The 25,163-nt window shown below is 49.1% G+C and carries 26 protein-coding genes; 12 read left to right on the top strand and 14 right to left on the bottom strand.

Going from position 1 to position 25,163, the window contains the following annotated elements:
- Positions 1-63 precede the first annotated feature (63 nt).
- The 4 genes from C0K55_RS13720 (at position 64) to C0K55_RS13705 (ending at position 5,975) form a co-directional block, all read left to right on the top strand.
- A complete protein-coding gene (locus C0K55_RS13720; protein ID WP_000156861.1) occupies positions 64-1,836 on the top strand; it encodes a terminase ATPase subunit family protein in 1,773 nt (590 codons plus the stop codon).
- Complete coding sequence (locus tag C0K55_RS13715; protein ID WP_105266118.1) at positions 1,836-2,870, top strand: phage portal protein; 1,035 nt, start codon at positions 1,836-1,838, stop codon at positions 2,868-2,870. The genes C0K55_RS13720 and C0K55_RS13715 overlap by 1 nt, the downstream gene beginning before the upstream one ends.
- Positions 2,871-3,272: 402 nt before the next feature.
- The gene (locus C0K55_RS13710; protein WP_069914504.1) at positions 3,273-4,973 is read left to right on the top strand and encodes an AAA family ATPase; all 1,701 of its coding nucleotides are present in this window, start codon (positions 3,273-3,275) and stop codon (positions 4,971-4,973) included.
- A gap of 90 nt (positions 4,974-5,063) precedes the next feature.
- Entirely contained in the window at positions 5,064-5,975 is a 912-nt protein-coding gene (locus tag C0K55_RS13705; protein WP_236942604.1) for a hypothetical protein, read from the top strand.
- Positions 5,976-6,276: 301 nt separating this feature from the next.
- Here C0K55_RS13705 and C0K55_RS13700 read toward each other — a convergent pair whose 3' ends face one another.
- The 8 genes from C0K55_RS13700 to C0K55_RS13665 all read right to left on the bottom strand — a co-directional run bounded on the left by C0K55_RS13700 (position 6,277) and on the right by C0K55_RS13665 (position 10,815).
- Positions 6,277-8,565, bottom strand: coding sequence for a replication endonuclease (locus tag C0K55_RS13700; RefSeq protein WP_105266120.1), 2,289 nt, complete (start codon positions 8,563-8,565; stop codon positions 6,277-6,279).
- Positions 8,555-8,830 carry a DUF5405 family protein gene (locus tag C0K55_RS13695; RefSeq protein ID WP_105266121.1) on the bottom strand — a complete coding sequence of 92 codons (276 nt, stop codon included), beginning with the start codon at positions 8,828-8,830 and terminating at the stop codon, positions 8,555-8,557. Before C0K55_RS13695 ends, C0K55_RS13700 begins: the two co-directional genes overlap by 11 nt.
- Positions 8,827-9,051: a TraR/DksA family transcriptional regulator gene (locus tag C0K55_RS13690; protein ID WP_001113263.1), complete on the bottom strand. Its 225-nt coding sequence runs from the start codon at positions 9,049-9,051 to the stop codon at positions 8,827-8,829. The genes C0K55_RS13695 and C0K55_RS13690 overlap by 4 nt, the downstream gene beginning before the upstream one ends.
- Positions 9,051-9,341, bottom strand: a complete 291-nt coding sequence (locus tag C0K55_RS13685; protein ID WP_000789846.1) for a DUF5405 family protein — start codon at positions 9,339-9,341, stop codon at positions 9,051-9,053. Before C0K55_RS13685 ends, C0K55_RS13690 begins: the two co-directional genes overlap by 1 nt.
- Positions 9,338-9,583, bottom strand: coding sequence for a hypothetical protein (locus tag C0K55_RS13680; RefSeq protein ID WP_000185626.1), 246 nt, complete (start codon positions 9,581-9,583; stop codon positions 9,338-9,340). Before C0K55_RS13680 ends, C0K55_RS13685 begins: the two co-directional genes overlap by 4 nt.
- Positions 9,584-9,597: 14 nt before the next feature.
- Positions 9,598-9,810 carry a DUF2732 family protein gene (locus tag C0K55_RS13675; protein ID WP_000557709.1) on the bottom strand — a complete coding sequence of 71 codons (213 nt, stop codon included), beginning with the start codon at positions 9,808-9,810 and terminating at the stop codon, positions 9,598-9,600.
- A gap of 62 nt (positions 9,811-9,872) precedes the next feature.
- Entirely contained in the window at positions 9,873-10,373 is a 501-nt protein-coding gene (locus C0K55_RS13670; RefSeq protein ID WP_000217679.1) for a hypothetical protein, read from the bottom strand.
- A 169-nt stretch (positions 10,374-10,542) separates the two neighbouring features.
- Positions 10,543-10,815 carry a Cox family DNA-binding protein gene (locus C0K55_RS13665; RefSeq protein ID WP_001503212.1) on the bottom strand — a complete coding sequence of 91 codons (273 nt, stop codon included), beginning with the start codon at positions 10,813-10,815 and terminating at the stop codon, positions 10,543-10,545.
- A 148-nt stretch (positions 10,816-10,963) separates the two neighbouring features.
- On the opposite strand from C0K55_RS13665, the gene C0K55_RS13660 reads away from it, so the two are divergent.
- Positions 10,964-11,257, top strand: coding sequence for a helix-turn-helix domain-containing protein (locus tag C0K55_RS13660; protein ID WP_001554338.1), 294 nt, complete (start codon positions 10,964-10,966; stop codon positions 11,255-11,257).
- Positions 11,258-11,369: 112 nt separating this feature from the next.
- A complete protein-coding gene (locus C0K55_RS13655; protein WP_001503211.1) occupies positions 11,370-12,350 on the top strand; it encodes a phage integrase in 981 nt (326 codons plus the stop codon).
- Positions 12,351-12,535: 185 nt separating this feature from the next.
- On the opposite strand, the gene cpxP is transcribed toward C0K55_RS13655, so the two are convergent.
- Complete coding sequence (gene cpxP / locus C0K55_RS13650) at positions 12,536-13,036, bottom strand: cell-envelope stress modulator CpxP (RefSeq protein WP_001517491.1); 501 nt, start codon at positions 13,034-13,036, stop codon at positions 12,536-12,538.
- 149 nt (positions 13,037-13,185) lie between these two features.
- Between cpxP and cpxR the strand changes: the two genes are divergently transcribed.
- Positions 13,186-13,884 (top strand): envelope stress response regulator transcription factor CpxR, encoded by a 699-nt coding sequence (gene cpxR, locus C0K55_RS13645; RefSeq protein ID WP_001033718.1) that lies wholly within the window; start codon positions 13,186-13,188, stop codon positions 13,882-13,884.
- On the top strand, positions 13,881-15,254 hold the full coding sequence (gene cpxA, locus C0K55_RS13640; RefSeq protein ID WP_000580416.1) for an envelope stress sensor histidine kinase CpxA: 1,374 nt from the start codon (positions 13,881-13,883) through the stop codon (positions 15,252-15,254). The genes cpxR and cpxA overlap by 4 nt, the downstream gene beginning before the upstream one ends.
- A gap of 113 nt (positions 15,255-15,367) precedes the next feature.
- Here cpxA and yiiM read toward each other — a convergent pair whose 3' ends face one another.
- Complete coding sequence (yiiM, locus tag C0K55_RS13635; RefSeq protein ID WP_001270231.1) at positions 15,368-16,042, bottom strand: 6-hydroxyaminopurine reductase; 675 nt, start codon at positions 16,040-16,042, stop codon at positions 15,368-15,370.
- 152 nt (positions 16,043-16,194) lie between these two features.
- Between yiiM and C0K55_RS13630 the strand changes: the two genes are divergently transcribed.
- Positions 16,195-17,085, top strand: a complete 891-nt coding sequence (locus C0K55_RS13630; protein WP_000139749.1) for a dihydrodipicolinate synthase family protein — start codon at positions 16,195-16,197, stop codon at positions 17,083-17,085.
- 57 nt (positions 17,086-17,142) lie between these two features.
- Here C0K55_RS13630 and kdgT read toward each other — a convergent pair whose 3' ends face one another.
- Entirely contained in the window at positions 17,143-18,126 is a 984-nt protein-coding gene (kdgT, locus tag C0K55_RS13625) for a 2-keto-3-deoxygluconate transporter (RefSeq protein WP_010376485.1), read from the bottom strand.
- A gap of 259 nt (positions 18,127-18,385) precedes the next feature.
- Positions 18,386-19,006, bottom strand: coding sequence for a superoxide dismutase [Mn] (gene sodA, locus C0K55_RS13615; RefSeq protein ID WP_010350891.1), 621 nt, complete (start codon positions 19,004-19,006; stop codon positions 18,386-18,388).
- Between the two features lie 284 nt (positions 19,007-19,290).
- Between sodA and rhaT the strand changes: the two genes are divergently transcribed.
- Entirely contained in the window at positions 19,291-20,325 is a 1,035-nt protein-coding gene (gene rhaT / locus C0K55_RS13610) for an L-rhamnose/proton symporter RhaT (RefSeq protein WP_001517487.1), read from the top strand.
- On the opposite strand, the gene rhaR is transcribed toward rhaT, so the two are convergent.
- The gene (gene rhaR / locus C0K55_RS13605; RefSeq protein WP_001517486.1) at positions 20,322-21,170 is read right to left on the bottom strand and encodes an HTH-type transcriptional activator RhaR; all 849 of its coding nucleotides are present in this window, start codon (positions 21,168-21,170) and stop codon (positions 20,322-20,324) included. The two genes, rhaT and rhaR, sit on opposite strands and share 4 nt — an antisense overlap.
- Before the next feature lie 72 nt (positions 21,171-21,242).
- Positions 21,243-22,079 (bottom strand): HTH-type transcriptional activator RhaS, encoded by an 837-nt coding sequence (gene rhaS / locus C0K55_RS13600; RefSeq protein WP_001517485.1) that lies wholly within the window; start codon positions 22,077-22,079, stop codon positions 21,243-21,245.
- Between the two features lie 287 nt (positions 22,080-22,366).
- On the opposite strand from rhaS, the gene rhaB reads away from it, so the two are divergent.
- Together rhaB and rhaA are read left to right on the top strand one after the other, a co-directional pair.
- Positions 22,367-23,836 (top strand): rhamnulokinase, encoded by a 1,470-nt coding sequence (rhaB, locus tag C0K55_RS13595; protein ID WP_105266123.1) that lies wholly within the window; start codon positions 22,367-22,369, stop codon positions 23,834-23,836.
- Positions 23,833-25,092 carry an L-rhamnose isomerase gene (gene rhaA / locus C0K55_RS13590; protein WP_001517483.1) on the top strand — a complete coding sequence of 420 codons (1,260 nt, stop codon included), beginning with the start codon at positions 23,833-23,835 and terminating at the stop codon, positions 25,090-25,092. Before rhaB ends, rhaA begins: the two co-directional genes overlap by 4 nt.
- Positions 25,093-25,163: the final 71 nt, after the last annotated feature.

Genomic DNA, 25,163 nt, shown 5'->3' with positions numbered 1-25,163 from the left:
CCTTAGCGAATCGCGGGGCGCGACTCAGTAGCCTTGCCGTGTATTCATCACGGCGAGGTATTCATGACCATCACCACAGACACCACTCTTTTACACGACCCGCGTCGTCAGGCGGCGCTGCTGTACTGGCAGGGGTTTTCCGTGCCGCAGATTGCCGCCATGTTGCAGATGAAACGCCCGACGGTGCAGAGCTGGAAACAGCGCGACGGCTGGGACAGTGTTGCCCCCATCAGCCGTGTCGAAATGAGTCTGGAAGCGCGGCTGACCCAGCTCATCATCAAACCGCAGAAAACCGGCGGTGACTTCAAGGAAATTGACCTGCTGGGACGCCAGATTGAACGACTGGCACGGGTCAACCGCTACAGCCAGACCGGCAACGAGGCAGACCTTAATCCGAACGTCGCTAACCGCAACAAAGGCGGGCGGCGCAAACCGAAAAAGAATTTTTTCAGTGACGAGGCCATCGAAAAGCTGGAGCAGATTTTCTTTGAGCAGTCTTTCGACTATCAGTTGCACTGGTATCGTGCCGGGCTTGAGCACCGCATCCGCGATATCCTGAAATCCCGCCAGATTGGCGCAACGTTTTATTTTTCCCGCGAGGCGCTGCTGCGCGCCCTGAAAACCGGCCATAACCAGATTTTTCTGTCGGCCAGTAAAACGCAGGCGTATGTGTTCCGCGAATACATCATCGCCTTTGCCCGGCTGGTTGACGTTGACCTGACCGGTGACCCGATTGTCCTGGGCAATAACGGCGCAAAACTGATTTTTCTCGGCACCAACTCCAACACCGCGCAGAGCCATAATGGCGACCTGTACGTCGACGAGATTTTCTGGATCCCGAATTTTCAGGTACTGCGTAAGGTGGCATCAGGTATGGCCTCACAGAGTCACCTGCGCTCGACCTATTTCTCCACCCCGTCCACGCTGGCGCACGACGCCTACCCGTTCTGGTCGGGTGAACTGTTCAACCGGGGACGCGCCAGCGCCGCCGAACGCGTGGAAATCGACGTCAGTCATAACGCCCTTGCCGGTGGGCTTCTCTGTGCGGACGGTCAGTGGCGGCAGATTGTCACCATTGAGGATGCGCTGAAAGGCGGCTGCACGCTGTTCGACATTGAGCAGCTCAAACGCGAAAACAGCGCCGATGATTTTAAAAATCTGTTCATGTGTGAATTTGTTGACGACAAGGCGTCGGTGTTCCCGTTCGAGGAGCTGCAACGCTGCATGGTCGACACGCTGGAAGAATGGGAAGACTATGCGCCGTTTGCCGCCAATCCGTTCGGCTCCCGCCCGGTATGGATTGGCTACGACCCGTCACACCGTGGCGACAGTGCCGGATGCGTGGTGCTGGCACCGCCGGTGGTGGCCGGTGGCAAATTCAGAATACTTGAGCGTCACCAGTGGAAAGGCATGGACTTTGCCACCCAGGCTGAATCCATCCGCAAACTCACCGAAAAATACAACGTCGAATACATCGGTATTGATGCCACCGGCCTCGGTGTCGGCGTATTCCAGCTCGTGCGCTCGTTCTATCCCGCCGCGCGCGATATCCGCTACACGCCGGAAATGAAAACCGCAATGGTGCTCAAGGCAAAAGACGTTATCCGCCGTGGCTGTCTGGAATATGACGTCAGCGCCACCGACATCACCAGCTCGTTCATGGCTATCCGCAAGACCATGACCAGCAGCGGACGCAGCGCCACCTATGAGGCCAGCCGCAGCGAGGAAGCCAGCCACGCCGACCTCGCCTGGGCGACCATGCACGCCCTGTTAAATGAGCCACTCACCGCCGGTATCAGCACTCCGCTGACATCCACCATTCTGGAGTTTTACTGATGAGCAAGAAAAAAGGGAAAACACCGCAACCTGCGACAAAAACAATGACCGCCAGCGCCCCGAAAATGGAGGCATTCACCTTTGGTGAGCCGGTGCCGGTACTCGACCGCCGTGACATTCTGGATTACGTCGAGTGCATCAGTAACGGCAGATGGTATGAGCCACCGGTCAGCTTTACCGGTCTGGCAAAAAGCCTGCGTGCTGCCGTGCATCACAGCTCACCGATTTACGTCAAACGCAATATTCTGGCTTCAACGTTTATCCCGCACCCGTGGCTTTCCCAGCAGGATTTCAGCCGCTTTGTGCTGGATTTTCTGGTGTTCGGTAATGCGTTTCTGGAAAAGCGTTACAGCACCACCGGTAAGGTCATCAGACTGGAAACCTCACCGGCAAAATATACCCGCCGTGGCGTGGAAGAGGATGTTTACTGGTGGGTGCCGTCCTTCCATGAGCCGACAGCCTTCGCGCCCGGCTCCGTGTTTCACCTGCTGGAGCCGGATATTAATCAGGAGCTGTACGGCCTGCCGGAATATCTCAGCGCCCTTAACTCTGCCTGGCTGAATGAGTCAGCCACGCTGTTCCGCCGCAAGTATTACGAAAACGGCGCACATGCCGGATACATCATGTACGTCACTGATGCCGTGCAGGATCGCAATGATATCGAAATGCTCCGCGAAAACATGGTGAAGTCGAAAGGCCGCAACAACTTTAAAAATCTGTTTCTCTATGCCCCGCAGGGGAAAGCCGACGGCATTAAAATTATCCCGCTCAGTGAAGTGGCAACGAAGGACGATTTTTTTAATATCAAAAAAGCCAGCGCCGCTGACCTGCTGGACGCGCACCGTATCCCCTTTCAGTTGATGGGCGGCAAGCCGGAGAACGTCGGGTCGCTGGGTGATATTGAAAAAGTGGCAAAGGTCTTTGTCCGCAATGAGCTTATCCCGCTACAGGACAGGATTCGGGAAATAAACGGCTGGCTCGGCCAGGAGGTCATCCGCTTTAAAAACTACTCACTGGAGACTGACAACGGCTGAACATCGCCGCCTGCGGGCGGCTTTTTTACACCCCGCCATCACGCCCTCACACGCTCATCACCGCACAAAAAATCCCGCAGACACACCAACGCCCCGGCGCACAATCTAAACGCCATCACGACGCGCTCAGACGCTGAAAAAATAAAATCAGCACCACCGCCAGCGCGCAGTGCTTTCCCCGCCTCGCCCGCCCGCTTCGTAGGGCGGTTTTAATGCAAATGCATTCTGGTTCCATGCATTTTGATGGCAATAATATACGCACAAAATTTATCGGACATAACGTATGCATTTTCATGCACCGTCATGCCCCCCTTGACAATCCCATGATTTTTTAGAGCAAGCTTGCATTCCATACTGTCAAAACACATTATATACTTGGGCTTTTTATACAAGGACTTAAACATGTTAACAAAATTCTCAGGAAAAAATTACAAAGCATTTAAGGATTTCTCGTTCGAGATTAAGCCTATAACGGTGTTATTAGGAGCAAATAGCTGTGGAAAAAGCGCACTTATCAATTCACTTTTGATGTTTTCACAAACAGCAGAAACAATAAACATTTCCGAATCAGCACTAAGATTAAATGGAAATAAGGTTGGCATGGGGGAATCTCTGAATATCATCAGAGAAAAAAACCCCAAAAACACCTTAAGTTTTTCATTTGAAATATCAAACCAACAATCCTTGCGATACGACATTCACAAAAGCAAGCGAGATTTTATTGACTTCTATTTTTCACTTGCCAGATATTTGGGACAAGTATTAAAAAGTGCGGCATCAACAACACCCAGCAGTGATTTGATGAACAATAGTTTTAATGACACGTTAAAAACTATTGATAAAATCGAATCAAACTATATGTTTAGAGACACTTACAACTCTGCACAACTTAAAGCCATTTCTGATGGTGTTTGCGAATTATTATCAAAATACAGACAACTACCTGAGGATGTTGCAAAAAAATCCCGTCCACATCTCGATCGACTAGCAGAGTTTGTTAATATTGTTTCTTTCGAAAACATTCAAAGCAGCTTAATGTCATTAGCATCTCTTAGTGCAAAAAAAATATCCCCCAAACGAATTGATTATGATTTTTGCTTTGATAAAAAATCAAACCAACTAAAAATAACCGGGTGCGCTTTTCATAATCACTTAGGCGAATGCATCACCAGCTTGGGTATATCTAAAGGGAAATTCTTTTTACGCTCTGACGTTATTAAAAGAACTCACTTAAGCAAATCCCGAGAAGAGATATCGAAACTAATCAATTTCAATTCACTATCCCTTATAGATGAAATTCAAAACGTTAATTTCATTGACAAACACATTGTGTCCCTTGACCCATTCGCTAGTTTATTCTGCAACTATCTTGAGAAGCTAACAAAAGCATTTATCTCTGAGTTTAATGGTGTAAAAATAAATCATGTCAGCCCATTAAGGGCATTCCCTCAACGCTACTATCTTTTAGACAAGTCTATACAGCATACTTTTCTTAATGTTCTGGAAGGTAATGAACTGGCTGAGGTGTTAAAGAAAAATCCAGAAATAAAAAATAAAATTAATATTTTACTGGCAAAGTTCAATCTTGAAGTAGATGTCGTCATGGTTAATGACATCATTCATAAGATCAACATCACCCAAGATTCCATCTCTCTAGAGTTAACAGATGTAGGTTTTGGCATATCTCAGGTTTTACCTATTTTGGTTCAAGCTTATTTGTCCCCTAAAAATTCCATCACTATTATAGAACAACCAGAAATTCACTTACACCCCAAAATGCAAGCATGGCTCACTGATGCTTTAATTCACATTGCATTAAAAGAGAAAAAAAGATTTATTATTGAAACTCACAGTGACGCTCTAATCAGAAGAATCAGATTGCGTATTGTTGATACTAAATCGAGCCTTACACCAAATGATGTAATGCTTTGCAATCTTGAAAGAAAATCTGAAGATAATGTCACTAGTTTAAAAGTGATTCCTATTACCGAGGATGGAGATATAACTTGGCCTGCGGATTTTTTAGACATTGAAATTCAAGACACACTTCAAATCCAGAATTTTAAAGTTAAAAAACATCTTAAAAATAAAGGTCTGTTATAAATGTTTTACACTCATTGTATAAGCCCTGAATTCATGGGGCTTCACATCAAAAATATGGACACTTTTATTTCGATTTTTATGGGTGTTTTAATGAATCCGCAGAACCAGATCGTTTTAGATGAGGCAGGAATAATTGAACAACAATATTTATTAAGTCTTAATAACGACAAATCAGCTTTTTTGCTCTACCAAACTTGGGAGAAAGCCATAAAATCAGACAGTTGCCAAGGTAAACTATTACTTTCTTCTCCCAATATATCATCTTCAATACATGATTATGTAGTTTCAGCTATTTCATGTGCTATAACCACAAACGACAAAACAATATTAACTGCTGATAACAATTTGTACAGCGCGGCTTTACCTATTTTATCCAGACAAAAAATTCACTTACTGGGAATAAGTCATCTAACCCCTCAATCATCAGCAAGCATTATAGGTAAACATATGTCTTTTACAAAACTTGATTATGATATTGCCTGGTCTCTAGAGAGATTGGTTCGGCTTCATCGAAAAGGGAACACAGAGGATGACTTAAATGACTTACTCCGTGAATACTTGCTTGCGAAGGAATACGAGATAAAAGACCAAACTCGTGAAGGCATATCTACAAGTGGAAAGAGCGCCGGAGAACTTGATATTATTGTTGAGCACAACTCAAACATGTTTGCAATATTAGAAGCAATGAAGCTTAGTCAGATAAACAAGGAGTATATCACCATTCATTACAAAAAAATGCTTGTCAATTACAACCCTCTGGACGTAAAGAGATTATTCCTCATTACTTATTACGATGGAAAAAAATTCGATACCTGGTGGGATAACTACGTTGAATTTGTAAAAAGTATAGACTACACCACATTAAACCCTGAAGTCGAAAACACAACATTTGTTAACACAGAAAAGATTAACACGAACTTTGGGAATGTAAAAAAAATGCTACACCACGGCCTGGCTAATGGTGAACAATTTTCCGTCATACATTATGCAGTAAAACTGTAACTTTTATAACGTGGTGATTGACATCACCACGTTTTTATCCTAAAACAAAATAACAGAAGTTTAGTTAAAACCGCCTTTCAATTCTTTTAGATATATGGTCTATATACCAGAATTATTATTTCAGGTAATCGTCCGCATGATGAGTTCATTGCTATCCATTGCTCTATAGTTTCGGCTATCAACATATCGAACAACCTGACCTGTACTCACCAATTTGCATAAAACTGTCACACCCCAAGGTTTTTACCAACACTGAAAATAACACCAATCAGATAATTATTTATTTAGATTAACTTGGTTATCATAAATTCCATTCGGATACTGTTGAATAACCAAGCCACTCATCAGCGACCGGATACGTGAATTTTTTCCCGTCATAATTTACGGTCGCGCCACGCGCCAGCGCCTCAAGCTCCCATCGCTGCGGCCTGATACCGTTCTGAGCAAGGTCAACGCGGATACGGGTAATTTGCAATCGTTCCGACCGGGTCAGCCTGGCTGATGGCGCTATTTCATGCGGTTTTAACGGGCTTCCGTTTCTTTGCTGACGATTTGGTGTTCTCAGTCCGTGTTTTAATGCACCTCTGAGCGCCCTCATAACCTCCGGATCATTCCATTCGATAACACCGTCATCAACCAGATTAAGCACTGCTGCGGCGTGCTCAGAAGGTGTGGGAGCCGGTAACGAAGCATCACCGCCGGTGAGCTTTCCACAGTTATTGACAGGACTCCGAGGCGCGGCGATGCCGCTTTTTAAAGTCAAAGGCTCAACGACCGGAACTTTCGGCACAATGCGCCAGTCCGTCGTTCTGGTGATATGAATATGACGCGCGCCGAGATGCGGCGCGTAAATGCCGACCACTCTCTCGACTTCTTCCTCGTACTCGTTAACTTCATCCGACGGACTACGGGCAACCCTGACAGTCTGACAATCGCGCGGAACATTTGCCCCACCCTGCGCGCTGATATACAACGCAAAATCACCACTGTCTGCGGCAGCGCGTGCAGCCTCGACGCGTTCGTCAAACTCATCAGCAATGCTGACGCCGCGAGGCAATTTGCGTAGTTCACGGTAAGCCCCCATTGTCGGCAGGCCAACCGTTTTAAATTGCGGAATGCGCCACGTTGACGCCCATGCGGTAACAGCCGCGGCAGTGTCTTTCAGCGGCCTGCCGGTATCGTTATCGAGCTGACCATCCAGTGCATAGCCGTCGATATTTTTCGAAATGTATTTCGCGATATATCCCGCAGCACCGCCCCGGTTAAGGTGTTTTGCCTGAAAACGGTTTCGCGCGGCTCCTCTTTCGTCGCCATCCTCTTTGAGCGCATAGCGACGCATGATTTCGATAATCTGGTTACGCTGGCGTGGATTACAAAAAAGCATCATATGCCAGTGCGGCGTTCCGTCGTGGTGTGGCTCGACGACTCGCAAACCGTAGACCTGTAAATCATTATCCTTGAATGCCGTGCGCATCAGGCTCCAGATACGGCAGAGATAACGCTGCGCATCCTTTGGATTAAATGCCTCATCGTTCCAGCCGTGATTTAGCTGGACGGTTTTACTTTCGCCTTTTCTGACCTGACGTGTCGGGTGATACTTTGACGGCGCGGTCAGCGTGATAAACATCCCCACATCACCCTCTGCGGCGGCGTAACGCTCAATACCGGCGATGGTGTTCATCAGCTCCATCCGGCGAATTTCTGGATTAGAAATACTGCCCATCACCTTACTGATAAGGTCGATGCGCTCGCCGGTTTCCCTGTTCTCAAGGTCACACGATTTAAGAAATTCCAGATTTGCCTGGCGGCGCGCACGCACATCACGAATGGCATGTTTACTGGCATAAGGAGAACGGTCTTTATTGACCTCCCCGACAGCAATCAGTAACGCCTCATGCCAGCGCATACGCTGGCCTTTAAGCTGATGAGTCCACCACTCATCGTTAAACAGGCGGGCAATGGCAGAATATGCCTGCCTCGTGGTCATCTGCCCTTTACGGTATTTTTTCCAGTAAAGCGGGGAAATATTGAAAGCACGTGCAGCGCCAGCAACATGACCATACAGATGTGCCTGCGCCTCATCCGTAAACAGCGATTCTTTTTCGCCATGCGCATCCACCCAGGCATCGCAGAGTTCCTCATACATCATGAAAAGCTGCGATGAGATACGGGCAGCAAACTTTTTCAGCTCCTTGTCATTCATTCCCGGCAGGCGCGCATAGTGGTCACGCTCTGCCAGAAACAGCAACGACGCGTCGGTGTTCATTTCATGGCGCTGATTCACACGCTCAATGCGCGGCCATAAACGACGCTGAAAAGTGGATGTGAGGAAATAAACCCCGTGCACCGGGCTTTTATTGCGCCGGATGTAGTCATAGCGTGAAGTAAACAGCGAGCGCAAAAAGTAAGGCAGGCGGTTAATCGTGGATAAAACACCTTGCACCTGACGCATCTCGTCACGTGTAAGGGGTCTTTCGCGCCCGACAGCCTCGCGTGGCGCGTTCCATGCATAAGCACCGGTAAACGCCTTACCGGTGCCTGTGGCAAATGCTGACGGAGGGACAAAACGCCCGGAGGCTTTAACGGTCATGTGAGCCAAAAGCCTCTGAACAACGCTTGCTGAGTTGCTCAACCTGCGCGTTTAAATCAGCAAAAGATTTTGCGCTTCCGGTCAGAATATCGTGATGCATCATGCCGGAAACGAGCTGGCTTAATTTCGGGTAATAACCAACCACCGCCAGCCATTCCTGGCCGGCGTTTTTACCGCTTTCCGCTCTCTTTTTCTCGTGGAGAATAAACTGAAAGCTGTCACTGGTAACGACATAACGTTCGCCAATTTCGATACGAATACTCATGCCATTCTCCGGTAATGCTTGTTTTTTGCTTCAAAGACTGACTGGCAGGAAACACAACGCGTGGCTGACGGATAAGCCGCACGACGGGCAGCAGGTATTGGCGCGTCACACTCTTCGCAAACCAGCGCAGAAGCACCGCAATGTTTTACCCTTGCCGCGTTAATCTGGCGCTCCAGTAATTCAGCTTGTTGTTCCTGAATAAAATCTACGTTGTCCGGCATTACCAGTTCCTTTTGTCGTTCAGTTTCTTAAATTCATCAGCGCAATAGCTGGTGACTTCTGTCGTTAATTTTGTCAGTTCATCCACGGAGGAAATTTGCTTATGAAATACAGCGCGTTTAACAAGTAAATTGACCACATCAGACAGGAGATTTAATTTATCCGCATAAATGGCTATAGTTGATTCAACCATATCCCCAGTGTTTTTATCGCGTTTAATATCAGCTAGAGACAAATCACCATTTTTCATAACTGAAATCTTCAGCCAGTTATTAAGCAATATATTTTTCATTCGCTATATGCCCTCTCCGCAGAATCAATCATTTCCCGGCCATTATCGGTAATACAGAAACCTTCTCTTGATTTGGTCACAAGCCCCCATTTCCCCATTGCTATAAATGCTTTTTCCACACGACTAGGCCAGGAGCGGAAGACATCGCTTGATGGATGTAGTGGAGTCTTGTCATCTAATTTTTTAAGTAATGAAAGTTGATAATCTGTTAAGCGTTTCCTGAACCATTTTGTATTTGTCATCTCCAACTTTCCTGTTATTTATTGAGTCCTAGATTATGGAATTTGGCAGACTCCTGACTGAGCAACTCGACTATCTCCACGCGGGATAACTCCGCCTTTGTGATGTGGCGAATCATGGCATCAAGATGAGACGAAAAGCGCGTTGCTGCGTCGGCCTGTGCTTCGGTTCTGGCCTGTTGCAGCATTAATGCGTATTTACCGCACTGATTTTCAGAAACTGTATGCATGACTTTCTCCAGGCAAAAAGAAGCCCGCACAATTAAGTGCGTTAAAAACTCTGGTTAATTACTTAATGCAGATATTGCTCTGGTTTTACCGACGTCAGAATTGTCGGTGCATACTCAAACAGACTGAATAATTCACGTAATGCACGGAATAAAGCATCACGCCAGTAACATGATTCTTCATTAATTCGCCAGTACGGCTGGTTAAATTCTTTTTCTGTCAGTCGTGCGTGCATAAATAAAGTGCGACGCTGACTTACTGTTAAAAAACTAATATATGCATACTCACTTGCGCCAACCTGACGGCGTTTTGAGAATGCCCCACGCAATTCATCAATTGCACAAACCAGCCGTTCACGTTCGACGTCGTTCATTTCTTCAAAACGCATCGTTGCGTGACGCTGTTTTAACTGCGCATGGAAGCAAACCGTTAGCCGTTCGCGTTCCATCATCTGATTATAATAATCGCATGTCTCCTGCCAGCGAGGGACGGCCAGATGCTTACCAATTATCCGGCGCATAGCTGCTGGCTGTTTTTCAACGAGATTGAGCGTCATCACTGTCATTTCCAGACCCTCCGGCTTTTCAGAAAGGTCAGAGCCTTTTTTAACGGACTCTGTTTTTTGGTGCGGATAATGATTCCCTTACGCCCCTTACCATGGGTGATGGTGAAGTCAATCGCCCTGGGGCTTTCGTTACGCAATAACTGAGCAATACAACGCGGCTCATTCATAATCACAACCCCATCCACAAAAGCCATGCATCACGCTGTTCAACCGGTCGGTTATAAAACGCCTCATGCACACCGCGATTGAACTCAGGAATGAAAACCAGCTTGTCGCCTGCGCGAGCATTTGGTTTGTTTGGATCACGAAACTCAACAACCGGCAGCTTATTAGCTTTAATCATTTCAACAACCGCAGTACGCGGTTTTCCGAGCAATTCTGCGAACTTATCAGGATGTACCGCGTCAATCGGATACTGAATTACATAGTTGTTTGCGTCCATAAAACACACCTGTCGTGCTAATCTTATTTGTTCCAGCCCTTTCAAAACCGCTCAGGAACGCTCCTGACTGGCTGGACTCACGCCCCAAAAGGTTTCCAAACAAGTACCTTTTGAGGGGAATATAGTCTCCATAAGGGAACCATGTCAAATGAAAATATCGGAGAAACTTCGCGCAATCCGCAAAGCAGAGGGATTAACGCAAAAAAAATTTTGCGAACTTAGCGGATTAGCACTTAGCTCATTGAAAAATTACGAAGGGGGACATAAAGAGCCTGGACTACAAATCGTAAAGCAAGTGGTAAACACGCCTCTGTTTAAAAAATATACACTGTGGATTATGACAGATGAGGTTGCGCCAGAAGCCGGGCAGATTTCCCCGGTCGTCGCACACTCTGGGCAAGAAGAAACAACCTCGTCACACTCAGACCGCAAAACTGGCTAACTATTTACCGAAATTACATGCACATAAAATGCATGTTACTGGTAAAAAAATATTCACCACACAACCATAAAGGGTCAAACAACAAGAAAACACGTGCTCATCGGAGGGCTTTATGAGTATCAGAAAGCTCGATGATGGACGTTATGAAGTGGATATTAGGCCTCGCGGTCGCGATGGAAAGCGCATCCGCAGGAAATTTGAAAGAAAAGCTGAAGCACTAGCATTTGAGCGATACACAATCGCCAATGCCAGTCAGAAAGAATGGGGAGGCCAGCGAGCAGACCGCCGAACTTTGACAGAATTGCTCGACATCTGGTGGAAATACCACGGGCAAAACCACGAGCATGGGACAAAAGAGTTTAATCATCTGCTCAAAACCATCAGCGGCATAGGTGATATACCAGTGAGTCGGATGAACAAAAGGGCTTTGATGGATTATCGCTCCATGCGACTACGTGATGGCATCAGTGCTGCAACGATAAACCGCGACATGTACCGATTATCCGGCATGTTCACAAAATTAATTCAATTAGATGAATTTTCCGGGCAACACCCAATTCACGGACTGCCGCCACTGACGGAGGCTAACCCTGAAATGACGTTCCTGGAAAAAGCAGAAATCGAAAAACTGCTAAATGTTTTGACTGGTGATGACTTACTTGTCGCGCTTTTATGTCTGAGCACTGGAGGAAGATGGACGGAAGTTGCCACGCTAAAACCAGCACAGATTACAAGTTGCAGGGTTACCTTCCTGAAAACCAAAAACGGTAAAAAGCGAACAGTGCCGATATCTGAGGAACTGGAGAAAAAAGTTAAAGAGGAGGCCAGCGCCAAATTGTTCAAGGTCGATTATGAGAAGTTTTGCGGGATTTTACGCAGAGTAAAACCTGACATACCTCCCAATCAGGCAACCCACATTCTGCGGCATACATTCGCAAGCCATTTCATGATGAATGGGGGCAATATAATTGCACTGCAACAGATTCTGGGGCATGCGAGCATTCAGCAGACAATGACCTATGCGCATCTTGCGCCTGACTACCTGCAGAACGCCGTCGCTCTGAATCCACTAAAAGGCGGAGTGACGTTATAAATTTCCCCTCTGAGTGTCCACATAGTGTCCACACTCAAGAAATTTTGAAACCGCTCCAGACCCTTACAGCTTTCGATAAATGACTGTTTTTACTATTGATTGCATGTAAGTGATTGATAAAAAAAACCCCCACATCATGTGGGGGAAGACAGGGATGGTGTCTATGGCAAGGAAAACAGGGTTTACTACTGGGAACGTGAGTTGCTACTACTCAATAGCTTCAACGATGAACTTTTTTGCCATTGCGTCACGTCGCGCAACTGCTCCATTCGCTGTTGATGTTTCTCGTTTAAAACCGCTTGCTGCTCCGGCGTTAACAGGTGATACATTTGGTTGCGGACTTTAGCCATCTCAACCTGGCGAGCGATCTGCTCTTTCGCCATTTTTTCTGCCTGAGCGCGCACAGCGTTTTCATCAAAATTTTCTGCGGTGACAAGGCGATGCATTGTCTCCACTTCGCTAACATTAACAGGAGGCTGTTCGTGCCGGGCCTGTTGCATAAGATCTCGCATCTGCTGACGCTGATGTTCAGTTAAACTTATGCCGTCGAACATATGGCTCTGCGTACTGCGCTGCGCAAGTTCTTCGCCCGGATGCCAGTTATCGCCTGAACCGACTTCAGCAGCGTGGCTTAGTGAACTGACTGCCAGCGTTGAGGCCATGACGGCAACGGTAACTATGCGCATCATTTGCTCCCAAAATCTTTCTGTCGCGATTCAACGATAGAGAGTTTACGATTCAGGCTGCAAACATGCGTCAGGGGGTGTAAAACAACGTAAAGTCATGGATTAGCGACGTCTGATGACGTAATTTCTGCCTCGGAGGTAATTAAAGAATGAATAAAATCTTGTTAGTTGATGATGACCGAGAGCTAACGTCCCTGTTAAAGGAACTGCTCGAGATGGAAGGTTTCGACGTGATTGTTGCCCATGATGGAGAACAGGCGCTTGATCTTCTGGACGACAGCATTGATTTACTTTTGCTTGATGTGATGATGCCGAAGAAAAATGGTATCGATACATTGAAGGCACTTCGCCAGACACACCAGACGCCTGTCATTATGTTAACAGCGCGCGGCAGTGAACTTGATCGCGTTCTTGGCCTTGAGCTGGGCGCGGATGACTATCTCCCGAAACCGTTTAATGATCGTGAGCTGGTTGCACGTATTCGCGCGATCCTGCGCCGTTCGCACTGGAGCGAGCAACAGCAAAATAGCGACAACGGTTCACCGACGCTGGAAGTAGATGCGTTAGTGCTGAATCCAGGTCGTCAGGAAGCCAGCTTCGACGGACAAACGCTGGAGTTAACCGGTACTGAATTTACCCTGCTCTATTTGCTGGCGCAGCATCTGGGCCAGGTAGTTTCTCGTGAGCATTTAAGCCAGGAAGTGCTGGGCAAACGCCTGACGCCTTTCGACCGTGCTATCGATATGCACATCTCCAACCTGCGCCGTAAGCTGCCGGATCGCAAAGACGGGCATCCGTGGTTTAAAACGTTGCGTGGTCGCGGCTATCTGATGGTTTCTGCTTCATGATAGGCAGTTTAACCGCGCGCATCTTCGCCATCTTCTGGCTGACGCTGGCGCTGGTGTTGATGCTGGTTTTGATGTTACCCAAGCTCGATTCACGCCAGATGACCGAGCTTCTGGATAGCGAACAGCGTCAGGGGCTGATGATTGAGCAGCATGTCGAAGCGGAACTGGCGAACGATCCCCCCAACGATTTAATGTGGTGGCGTCGCCTGTTCCGTGCCATTGATAAATGGGCACCACCTGGTCAGCGTTTATTGCTGGTAACCACCGAAGGCCGCGTGATCGGTGCTGAACGCAGCGAAATGCAGATCATTCGCAACTTTATTGGTCAGGCGGATAACGCCGATCACCCGCAGAAGAAAAAGTATGGTCGCGTGGAACTGGTCGGGCCGTTCTCTGTGCGCGACGGTGAAGATAATTACCAACTTTATCTGATTCGCCCGGCCAGCAGTTCTCAATCCGATTTCATCAACTTACTGTTTGACCGCCCGCTATTACTGTTAATTGTCACCATGTTGGTCAGTACTCCGTTGCTGTTGTGGTTGGCCTGGAGTCTGGCAAAACCGGCGCGCAAGCTGAAAAACGCTGCCGATGAAGTCGCTCAGGGGAACTTACGTCAGCACCCGGAACTGGAAGCGGGGCCACAAGAATTTCTTGCCGCAGGTGCCAGTTTTAACCAGATGGTGACTGCGCTGGAACGCATGATGACCTCCCAGCAGCGCCTGCTTTCTGATATCTCTCACGAGCTGCGCACGCCGCTGACGCGTCTGCAACTGGGTACGGCGTTACTACGCCGTCGTAGTGGCGAAAGTAAGGAACTGGAGCGCATTGAAACCGAAGCACAACGTCTGGACAGCATGATCAACGACCTGTTGGTGATGTCACGTAATCAGCAGAAAAACGCGCTGGTAAGCGAGACCATCAAAGCCAACCAGTTGTGGAGCGAAGTGCTGGATAACGCAGCGTTCGAAGCGGAGCAGATGGGCAAGTCGTTTACCGTTAACTTCCCGCCAGGGCCGTGGCCGCTGTACGGCAACCCAAATGCCCTGGAAAGTGCGCTGGAAAACATTGTCCGTAATGCCCTGCGTTATTCCCATACGAAGATTGAAGTGGGCTTCGCGGTAGATAAAGACGGTATCACCATTACGGTGGATGACGATGGTCCTGGCGTTAGCCCGGAAGATCGCGAACAGATTTTCCGTCCGTTTTATCGCACCGATGAAGCGCGCGATCGTGAATCTGGCGGTACGGGTCTGGGGCTGGCGATTGTCGAAACCGCCATCCAGCAGCACCGTGGTTGGGTGAAAGCTGAAGACAGTCCGCTGGGCGGTTTACGGCTGGTAATTTGGCTGCCGCTGTATAAGCGGAGCTAAACACCGCGCAGACAGCTTTTATAAGCCGGATAAGGCGTTTACGCCGCATCCGGCATTTGAGCGGATGCCTGATGCGACGCTGGTTGCGTCTTATCAGGCCTACTCTCCGCTTTTTATTTTCCCCACAAACGCCGCGAAAAATCTTCAATCTTGCCGCTAAGTCGGCGCTTCTGCATCGTCCGCGTCCAGCTTTTCGACAGCCCGGCAGCGGAGAGTAAACGGTGATACTGCTCATCATCAAACGGCATATGCCACGCAATGGCTATTGCCTCCTGCACGGTGACATCACTGACGCGGGAAACCAACTCCAGCGGCGCATCTGCAGATATCAACCCCGGCGCAATCACGCTATATAACCAGCCAGTTTTTCCGGCATTTTGCATCAACTGCGCCATATCGCTGATGTCAAAATGATAATTGAGTTTAAAGCACGGTGACCGCGGTTGGGTAACCTGAATCAAAGCCTCGCCCCAGCGGAAAATATCGCCAATATAAACATTGCTTTCCGTCAGACCGTCGGTTGAGAGGTTTTCACCAAACGCAGGCGCAACAAACAAATCCGCCTGTTCCGGAAATTCCCGCGCCCAATAAAGATAATGTTCACGAGGATAGTGACACAGCGCCCTGTCTGGTCCGCCATGAATTTTCTTCTCTGCCTGCTCGTCACCTTCCAGCCCCAGCTCTGTCAACATCAACTCGCCATCGACCTGGATTTTCGCAATCGCACTTGGACGGCTTTCCGGATATTCCCGAACCTTGCCTGCGTATACATCAACTGGATATCGCATCTGTTCCCTCTCCACCGAGAAATTTCCCCATTAGACCATATTTATTTTACGTCAGGCGCGCAAAATGAGAGCACGGTTCACATGATGACGCCTTAGAAATGTTATCAATGAGATGAATTTGAAACGCCATTTCATTATAAGGAGTGTTCAACGTGACCGAGCAAACACAGTTTTCTGGCGTCTGGTGTCCTTCCATTACGCCAATGGATAAAGACGGTAATGTGGATCTTAACGGGCTGAAGCGACATCTGCAGCGATTAACGGAAGCCAACATTGATGTGATATTGCTGATGGGCAGCATTGGTGAATTTGCCTCTTTCACCCTCGAAGAGAGACTCATGCTTATCCGCGAGGCGCGTACCATGAGCACATTAAAAATGGTCGCTAACGTTTCTTCCACCTGCACTCACGATGTACTGGTGATGGCACAAGAAGCGTATCGCACAGGCTATGATGCAGTGATGATCCTGCCGCCTTACTACTACGGCCAGACGGCGAAGCAATTATTAAGCTATTTCCGCCATCTGGGTCGCGAGTTACGGGGAAAATGGTTCGCATATAACTTCCCGGCGCGGACCGGTTGTGATTTAACCCCAGACCTGGTCGCCACGCTGGCGAGTGAATTTCCTCACTTTGCCGGGATTAAAGACACTGTCGATTGCCAGTCACACACCCGCAGCATGATTCAGGCAACACAGTCTGTTCGTTCTGATTTTGCTGTACTTTCGGGCTATGACGAGTATTACATTCCTAATCTGCTAGCCGGTGGCGCGGGGATAATATCCGGCCTGAACAACGTTATGCCGGAACTGTTTGTCGAAGCCCGTGAAGCCTTCAAACGCGGCGACCTGGCGGCTTTACAAGAGATTCAGCAACAGATTGGCACTTATATGTCCATCTACGCCATTGGTGAGGATTTTGTCACTACTATCAAGACGGTGGTATCGCGTAAGTTTGGTTATTGCACTGGAGTATCACGCAATGCGGGTGGCGAGTTAAGCGAAAGTGAATGTCGAACAATTGACGAGGTCTTTGTCAGATAACGCAAGAAGCCGGATGACGACAAACCATCCGGCCCCTTGATTTAAATGGATGGGGGATTATTTCACCGCACCTAATATTTCGATCTTCGCCACTCTGGCTTTAACTTTACGCGACCAGACAGAAGTCAAAATCGGCACCAGAATCGAAGTCACAATCACCGACGTTGCCACCAGTGAGGTTGCTGCTGGAGCCATAGGTTTAAAGGCCGGGATCATTTCTGCAATCAGTACCGGCGTAGCCACCGCAGCACCGGCAGAACTGGAAGCCGCAATTCCGGCAGTACCATCGCCACCACCAATCAACTTATCAGCAATAATCAATGGAATACCGGTCACGACAATCACCGCCACACCCAGCAAGATCCCCAGCAAACCAGTCTGAGCAATCACGGTTAAATCAATGGTATTGCCCAATGCAAAGGCAAAGAACGGGATCAGCGTCTGGACTGCTTTGCTGAAAAATTCTCGCAACTCAGGGTCAAGGTTCCCTAACGCAAAGCCTACGAGGAACGGTAATACCGCACCGACAAAAACATGCGGTTCGAACGAGGCAATTCCGGCGGTTCCCAGAATAATCATCGTCATGAGCGGCCCGGACTCCAGCGACATCAACACAAACGCTCCGGCCTCTTCTTTGGTGCCATACTGTTGCATGATCGAAGCGTAAAGCCCGCCGTTGGTCATATCCATTGCCGCCACCAGCGCCAGCGTTGAAAGTCCGGCAAAGAATCCGACTTCAACGCCATGTTCGGGAATAATGCGCGAGGCAATTGCCGCAACCACCCATGCAACAGCAATTTTGGTTACCACCAACGTGCCGGATTTACGCAACACCGTTCCCGTCGCGCTTAATTTGATCGACGCCCCCATGCAGAAAAACCACACCGCCAGAATCGGCACCGTGCCGGTAATCATCCCGTTAGTGAATGAGCCAAAGTATTTTCCCGCCCCTGGCGAGAAGGTGTGACACAGTGCGCCAAGGAACAACGGGATGAGCATCATCCCCCCTGGGATTTTCTCTATCGTGCGTTTTATCTGCATTTTCATCACCTATCGGCATATTTTTATAGGCTGATGCATACGTCCTTCACGGTGCATCAGTGTTGATGGAAACGAAGATAGACATTCAACAGAGCAATAAAAGTGATCAAAACCACACCAATTGAAACGTTGTTTTATTTTTATAGGATCATTGTTTTTATTTTGAAATTGATCACAAAAAAACCACCGCTATCTGCGATGGTTTGTTTTTTATGCTGGCAAATGGCGTTAACGCCTCATTGCAGCAGGCAATATGCGATTATTTTTTCGCGGCGAAACGTGCCGCTGCTTCGTCCCAGTTCACCACGTTCCAGAACTCTTTAATGTAGTCCGGACGGCGGTTCTGGAATTTCAGGTAGTAAGCGTGTTCCCACACATCCAGACCCAGAACAGGGAAGCCGGAAGCGCCAGAGATAGCTTCGCCCATCAGCGGGGAGTCCTGGTTAGCAGTAGAAACCACCGCCAGTTTATCGCCTTTCAGCACCAGCCATGCCCAGCCGGAACCAAAGCGGGAAGCTGCCGCTTTCTCAAATTCTGCTTTGAAGTTATCAACGGAACCGAAATCACGTTCGATAGCCGCTTTCAGATCGCCCTGCAGGGTGGTGCCTTTTTTCAGGCCTTTCCAGAACAGGCTGTGGTTAGCATGGCCGCCTGCGTTGTTGCGCAAAACGGTTTTCTTGTCTGCTGGCAGTTGATCCAGCTTAGTGATCAGCTCTTCAACCGGCAGGTTGGCAAATTCTGGCAGGCTTTCCAGCGCCGCGTTAGCGTTGTTGACGTAGGCCTGATGGTGTTTGGTGTGGTGGATTTCCATGGTCTGCTTATCGAAGTGCGGTTCCAGGGCATCGTAAGCATACGGCAGGGATGGCAGGGTGTAGCTCATATTCATCTCCAGTATTGTCGGGCGGCCGATTGTTAATGCCGCGTAAGCAGTTGGTTCATTATAGTTAATTAAATGATATTGAAAATGATTATCAATGCCGTACTTTTCGTAAGGATATGGTTTTGCAGGAAAATGCCAGAGATGTGAGCCAAATCACCCACTTAATGCCGTGATTGCCAGTAAATCGGCAACGGCGGCAACAGGCGAAAGGTTAATCGACAGCACGATTTTTACACTCATCTCGTCGGAGATGTGACGCGACGAAAAATGATGAGGATAAGAAAATGAGTAACGCGATTACGATGGGGATTTTTTGGCATTTGATCGGCGCGGCCAGTGCAGCCTGTTTTTACGCTCCGTTCAAAAAAGTAAAAAAATGGTCATGGGAAACCATGTGGTCAGTCGGTGGAATTGTCTCGTGGATTATTCTGCCGTGGGCTATCAGCGCCATGCTACTACCTGATTTCTGGGCATATTATAGCTCGTTCAGCCTCTCTACCTTGCTGCCGGTATTTTTGTTTGGCGCAATGTGGGGGATTGGTAATATCAACTACGGCCTGACCATGCGTTATCTCGGCATGTCGATGGGGATAGGTATCGCCATTGGCATTACGTTGATCGTCGGTACACTGATGACGCCAATTATCAACGGCAATTTCGATGTGTTAATTAATACCGACGGTGGGCGAATGACGTTGCTCGGCGTGCTGGTAGCGCTGATTGGCGTGGGAATTGTGACCCGCGCCGGGCAATTGAAAGAGCGCAAAATGGGCATTAAAGCCGAAGAGTTCAACCTGAAAAAAGGGCTGGTACTGGCGGTGATGTGCGGCATTTTCTCTGCAGGGATGTCCTTTGCGATGAACGCCGCAAAACCAATGCATGAAGCGGCTGCCGCGTTGGGTGTTGATCCATTGTATGTCGCTCTGCCAAGCTATGTTGTCATCATGGGCGGCGGCGCGATTATTAACCTCGGTTTCTGTTTTATTCGTCTGGCAAAAGTGAAAGATTTGTCGCTAAAAGCCGACTTCTCGCTGGCAAAACCGCTGATCATTCACAACATATTGCTCTCGGCGCTGGGCGGTTTGATGTGGTATCTGCAATTCTTTTTCTATGCCTGGGGTCACGCCCGCATTCCGGCGCAATATGACTACATCAGTTGGATGCTGCATATGAGTTTCTACGTTCTGTGCGGCGGTATCGTCGGTCTGGTTCTGAAAGAGTGGAACAATGCGGGTCGCCGTCCGGTAACGGTGTTGAGCCTCGGCTGTGTGGTGATTATTGTCGCCGCCAACATCGTTGGTATGGGCATGGCGAATTAATCTTTCTGGGAACAGAGATGACGCCACTGGCTGGGCGTCATCCCGGTTTCCCGGGTAAACACCACCGAAAAGTAGTTGCTGTCTTCAAAGCCACATTCTGTCGAGATATCACTGATTAACAGGCGGCTATGCTGGAGAAGATATTGCGCATGGCACACTCTGACCTGCCGCAGATATTGATTGATGGTCATGCCGGTCTGCTGGCGAAATTGCTGACGCAGGACGCGTTCACTGCACGATGCCTCATCACAAAATTTATCCAGCGCAAAGGGACTTTTCAGGCTGGCCGCCAGCCGGGTAATCAGCTTATCCAGCAACGTTTCGCTGGATGTTGGCGGCAACGAATCACTGGTGTAACGATGACGCTTCAAAAGCATCACCAACTGCCCAAACAGTAACTCCGCCATCTCGTTGGCGAACGGTGCATGCTGACTGCTTTCGTGCTCAAGCTGACCGATAACCTGCCGCGCCTGTGCCATGCCTACGCTACCTAAACGCCAGTGTGATTGTCCTGCGCTGGCGTTAAATCCCGGAATCGCCCCCTGCCAGTCAAGACTAAGCGTCAGTCGCTCCGGGCAATAAATAATGTTCTGCAACACCAGATCGTTAACAGAAGCGTAGGAGTGTTTATCATCAGCGTGAATATAAAAGAGATCGCCACGGGTAATGCGATAAGGGCGATCGTTGAGCACATGCAGACCATTACCGCGCCAGACGATCACCAGTTCACAAAAATCATGTGTATGTTCGGCAAAGACATCCTGCGGATAACGGTCAGCAACAGCGACCGCCTGCTGTTCGCTGGCAAAAAAATCTTTTTTGCGAAGGATTAACTGATGAACCACCGTGCCACCTCAGCCAGAAAACGCATTTGATTATTCATAATCTGGCGTGGAAATACGTTGAGAAGATTCGCGTTATTGCAGAAAACCATCCCGCCCCTGGCGAATATCACGCGGTGACCAGTTAAACTCACGGCGAAACAGCGTCGAAAAGTGGTTACTGTCGCTGAACCCGCAGCGATATGCGATTTCGGTCACGCTGGCCTCGCTATGACGTAACAGATGACGCGCCTTCACCAACCGTAAACGGTTAAGGTAACGCTGGGGAGTCAAACCGGTTTGCTGTTTTAGCTGACGATGCAAAGTGCGTAGTGACAGAGAAAACTTATCCGCCACCGTTTCCCAATTAACCTCGTCGGCAAAATGCTCCTCCAGCCAGGCCAGGAGCAAGTTCAGACGTGATTCACGACTTTCCATACTCTCCTGCAAACTGTTTTTACGCAGCAAGAGCAGTAATTGCATAAACAAAATCTCGCGACTGGCTTTCGAGGGTAAATCACTCGCCCTTTCATGCTGTTCCAGTTGCGAAACCAGTTGCCGCACCTGCTGCAATACGCTTTGGCTCACGCGCCAGTGAGACGGATATTGCCCGTCCAGCTCTTGCGGAAGAAGCTGATGCAGCCCGGCGAGAAACTGAAATCGATCCGGTGAGCGATACAGCACATTGGTCAAACACAGATTGTCCGTATGTTCGTATAAATGCCGATCATGATCGCGCACGAAGCAGATTGTGCCACCGGAGATGGTATAAGGCTGCCCATTGAAAATGTGGATACCCGTGCCATATTCAACAATCACAATCTCATGAAAATCATGGTGATGCTCAGGGAAATCCGCTTGCGGAAGCCGGGGTTCTATCGCCACGGACGCGTGACCAGACGGAAAAAAATCCACACTTTGTAATACGGTCATACTGGCCTCCTGATGTCATCAACATGGCGGAATAGTAATCAAGCGGTTTGGTTCTTACCTTAAATTTTTGACGGCAAAACTCGTAAAAAATGTCGATTTTTCAAGATACAGCGTGAATTTTCAGGAAATGCGGCAAACATCACACCACCACAATTCAGAAAATTGTGAACGCTATCACGTTCATCTTTCCCTGGTTGCCAGTGGTGTATTTTCCTGTCAGTAACAAGAAGGTAGCGAACTCGGGCGCTTTTTAGACTGGTCGTAATGAAATTCAGCAGGATCACATTATGACCTTTCGCAATTGTGTCGCCGTCGATCTCGGCGCATCCAGTGGGCGCGTGATGCTGGCGCGTTACTCCCGTGAATGTCGCAGCCTGATGCTGCGTGAAATCCACCGATTTAACAATGGACTGCATAACCGGAACGGCTATGTCACCTGGGATGTGGATAGCCTGGAGAGCGCCATTCGCCTTGGGCTAAACAAGGTTTGTGAGGAAGGGATTCGTATCGATAGCATCGGTATTGATACCTGGGGCGTGGACTATGTACTACTCGACCAACACGGTCAGCGCGTGGGTCTGCCTGTTGCTTATCGAGATAGCCGCACCAGTGGTCTGATGGCGCTGGCACAACAGCAATATGGAAAGCGCGATATTTATCAGCGTAGCGGCATTCAGTTTTTGCCCTTCAATACGATCTATCAGCTACGTGCGCTGACAGAGCAACAACCCGAACTTATTCCACACATTGCTCACGCTCTGCTAATGCCGGATTACTTTAGTTATCGCCTGACCGGCAAGATGAACTGGGAGTACACAAACGCCACCACCACGCAACTGGTCAATATCAATAGCGATGACTGGGATGACTCCCTGCTGGCGTGGAGCGGTGCCAACAAAGCCTGGTTTGGCCGCCCGACGCATCCGGGCAATGTCATTGGTCACTGGATTTGTCCGCAGGGTAATGAAATTCCTGTGGTCGCCGTTGCCAGCCATGATACCGCCAGCGCGGTTATCGCTTCGCCGTTAAACGGATCACGCGCCGCTTACCTCTCCTCCGGAACCTGGTCATTGATGGGCTTCGAAAGCCAGACGCCATTCACCAATGATGCGGCGCTGGCAGCCAACATCACCAATGAAGGTGGTGCGGAAGGTCGCTATCGGGTGCTGAAAAATATTATGGGCTTATGGCTGCTTCAGCGGGTGCTTCAGGAACGGCAAATCAACGATCTCCCGGCACTTATCGCTACGACACAGGCGCTTCCGGCCTGCCGCTTCATCATCAATCCCAATGACGATCGCTTTATTAATCCTGACGCGATGTGCAGCGAAATTCAGGCTGCGTGTCGGGAAACGGCGCAACCGATCCCAGAAAGTGATGCTGAACTGGCGCGCTGTATTTTCGACAGTCTGGCAGTGCTGTATGCCGATGTGCTGCATGAACTGGCACAGCTACGCGGTGAAGATTTCTCGCAACTGCATATTGTCGGCGGCGGCAGCCAAAACGTACTACTCAACCAGTTGTGCGCCGATGCCTGCGGTACTCGGGTGATCGCCGGGCCTGTAGAAGCTTCAACGCTCGGCAATATCGGCATCCAGTTAATGGCGCTGGATGAACTCAACAATGTGGATGATTTCCGTCAGGTGGTAAGCGCCACTGCGAATCTGACCACCTTTACCCCTAATCCTGACAGTGAAATTGCCCACTATGTGGCGCAGTTTCGCTCTACACGACAGACTAAGGAGCTTTGCGCATGACCACTCAACTGGAACAGGCCTGGGAACTGGCGAAACAGCGTTTCGCGGCGGTAGGAATTGATGTCGAGGAGGCACTGCGCCAACTTGATCGCTTACCCGTTTCAATGCACTGCTGGCAGGGCGATGATGTTTCTGGTTTTGAAAACCCGGAAGGTTCGCTGACTGGAGGGATTCAGGCCACCGGCAACTACCCGGGAAAAGCGCGCAATGCCGAAGAGCTGCGTGCCGATTTGGAACAGGCTATGCGGCTGATTCCGGGGCCGAAACGGCTTAATTTACATGCGATCTATCTGGAGTCAGACACGCCAGTCTCGCGTGACCAAATCAAACCTGAACACTTCAAAAACTGGGTTGAATGGGCGAAAGCTAATCAACTCGGTCTGGATTTTAACCCTTCCTGTTTCTCGCATCCGCTAAGCGCCGATGGCTTTACGCTCTCACATGCCGACGACCGCATTCGCCAGTTCTGGATTGATCACTGTAAGGCCAGCCGCCGCGTTTCGGCCTATTTTGGCGAACAACTCGGCACGCCATCAGTGATGAACATCTGGATCCCGGATGGCATGAAAGATATCACCATTGACCGCCTTGCCCCGCGCCAGCGTTTGCTGGCAGCACTGGATGAAGTGATCAGCGAAAAGCTGGATCCGGCGCACCATATCGACGCCGTAGAGAGCAAATTGTTTGGCATTGGCGCGGAGAGCTATACGGTTGGCTCTAATGAGTTTTATATGGGTTATGCCACCAGCCGCCAGACTGCGCTGTGCCTGGATGCCGGACACTTCCACCCGACTGAAGTCATTTCCGACAAGATTTCCGCCGCCATGTTGTATGTGCCGCAGTTGCTGCTGCACGTCAGCCGCCCGGTACGCTGGGACAGCGATCACGTCGTGCTGCTGGATGATGAAACCCAGGCGATCGCCAGCGAGATCGTCCGTCATGACCTGTTTGACCGGGTACATATCGGCCTCGACTTCTTTGATGCCTCCATCAACCGCATTGCCGCGTGGGTCATTGGTACACGCAATATGAAAAAAGCTCTGCTGCGTGCGTTGTTAGAACCGACAGCCGAACTGCGCAAGCTGGAAGCGGCAGGCGATTACACCGCGCGACTGGCGTTGCTGGAAGAGCAGAAATCGTTGCCGTGGCAGGCGGTATGGGAAATGTATTGCCAGCGTCATGATACGCCAGTGGGTAGCGAGTGGCTGGAAAGCGTGCGGGCTTATGAAAACACGATTTTGCGTCAACGCGGGTAAATACCGCTGAATGCGGCACAAGTGACTTATCCGATCTACAGGTCAGCAACAGTTATATGCCTGATAAGACG

The sequence above is a fragment of the Escherichia sp. MOD1-EC6098 genome (genome assembly GCF_002965865.1).
Classification (GTDB): Bacteria; Pseudomonadota; Gammaproteobacteria; order Enterobacterales; family Enterobacteriaceae; genus Escherichia; species Escherichia marmotae.
The sequence above is the reverse complement of the archived record's forward strand: the minus strand, read 5'-3'. Positions and strand labels throughout refer to the sequence as shown.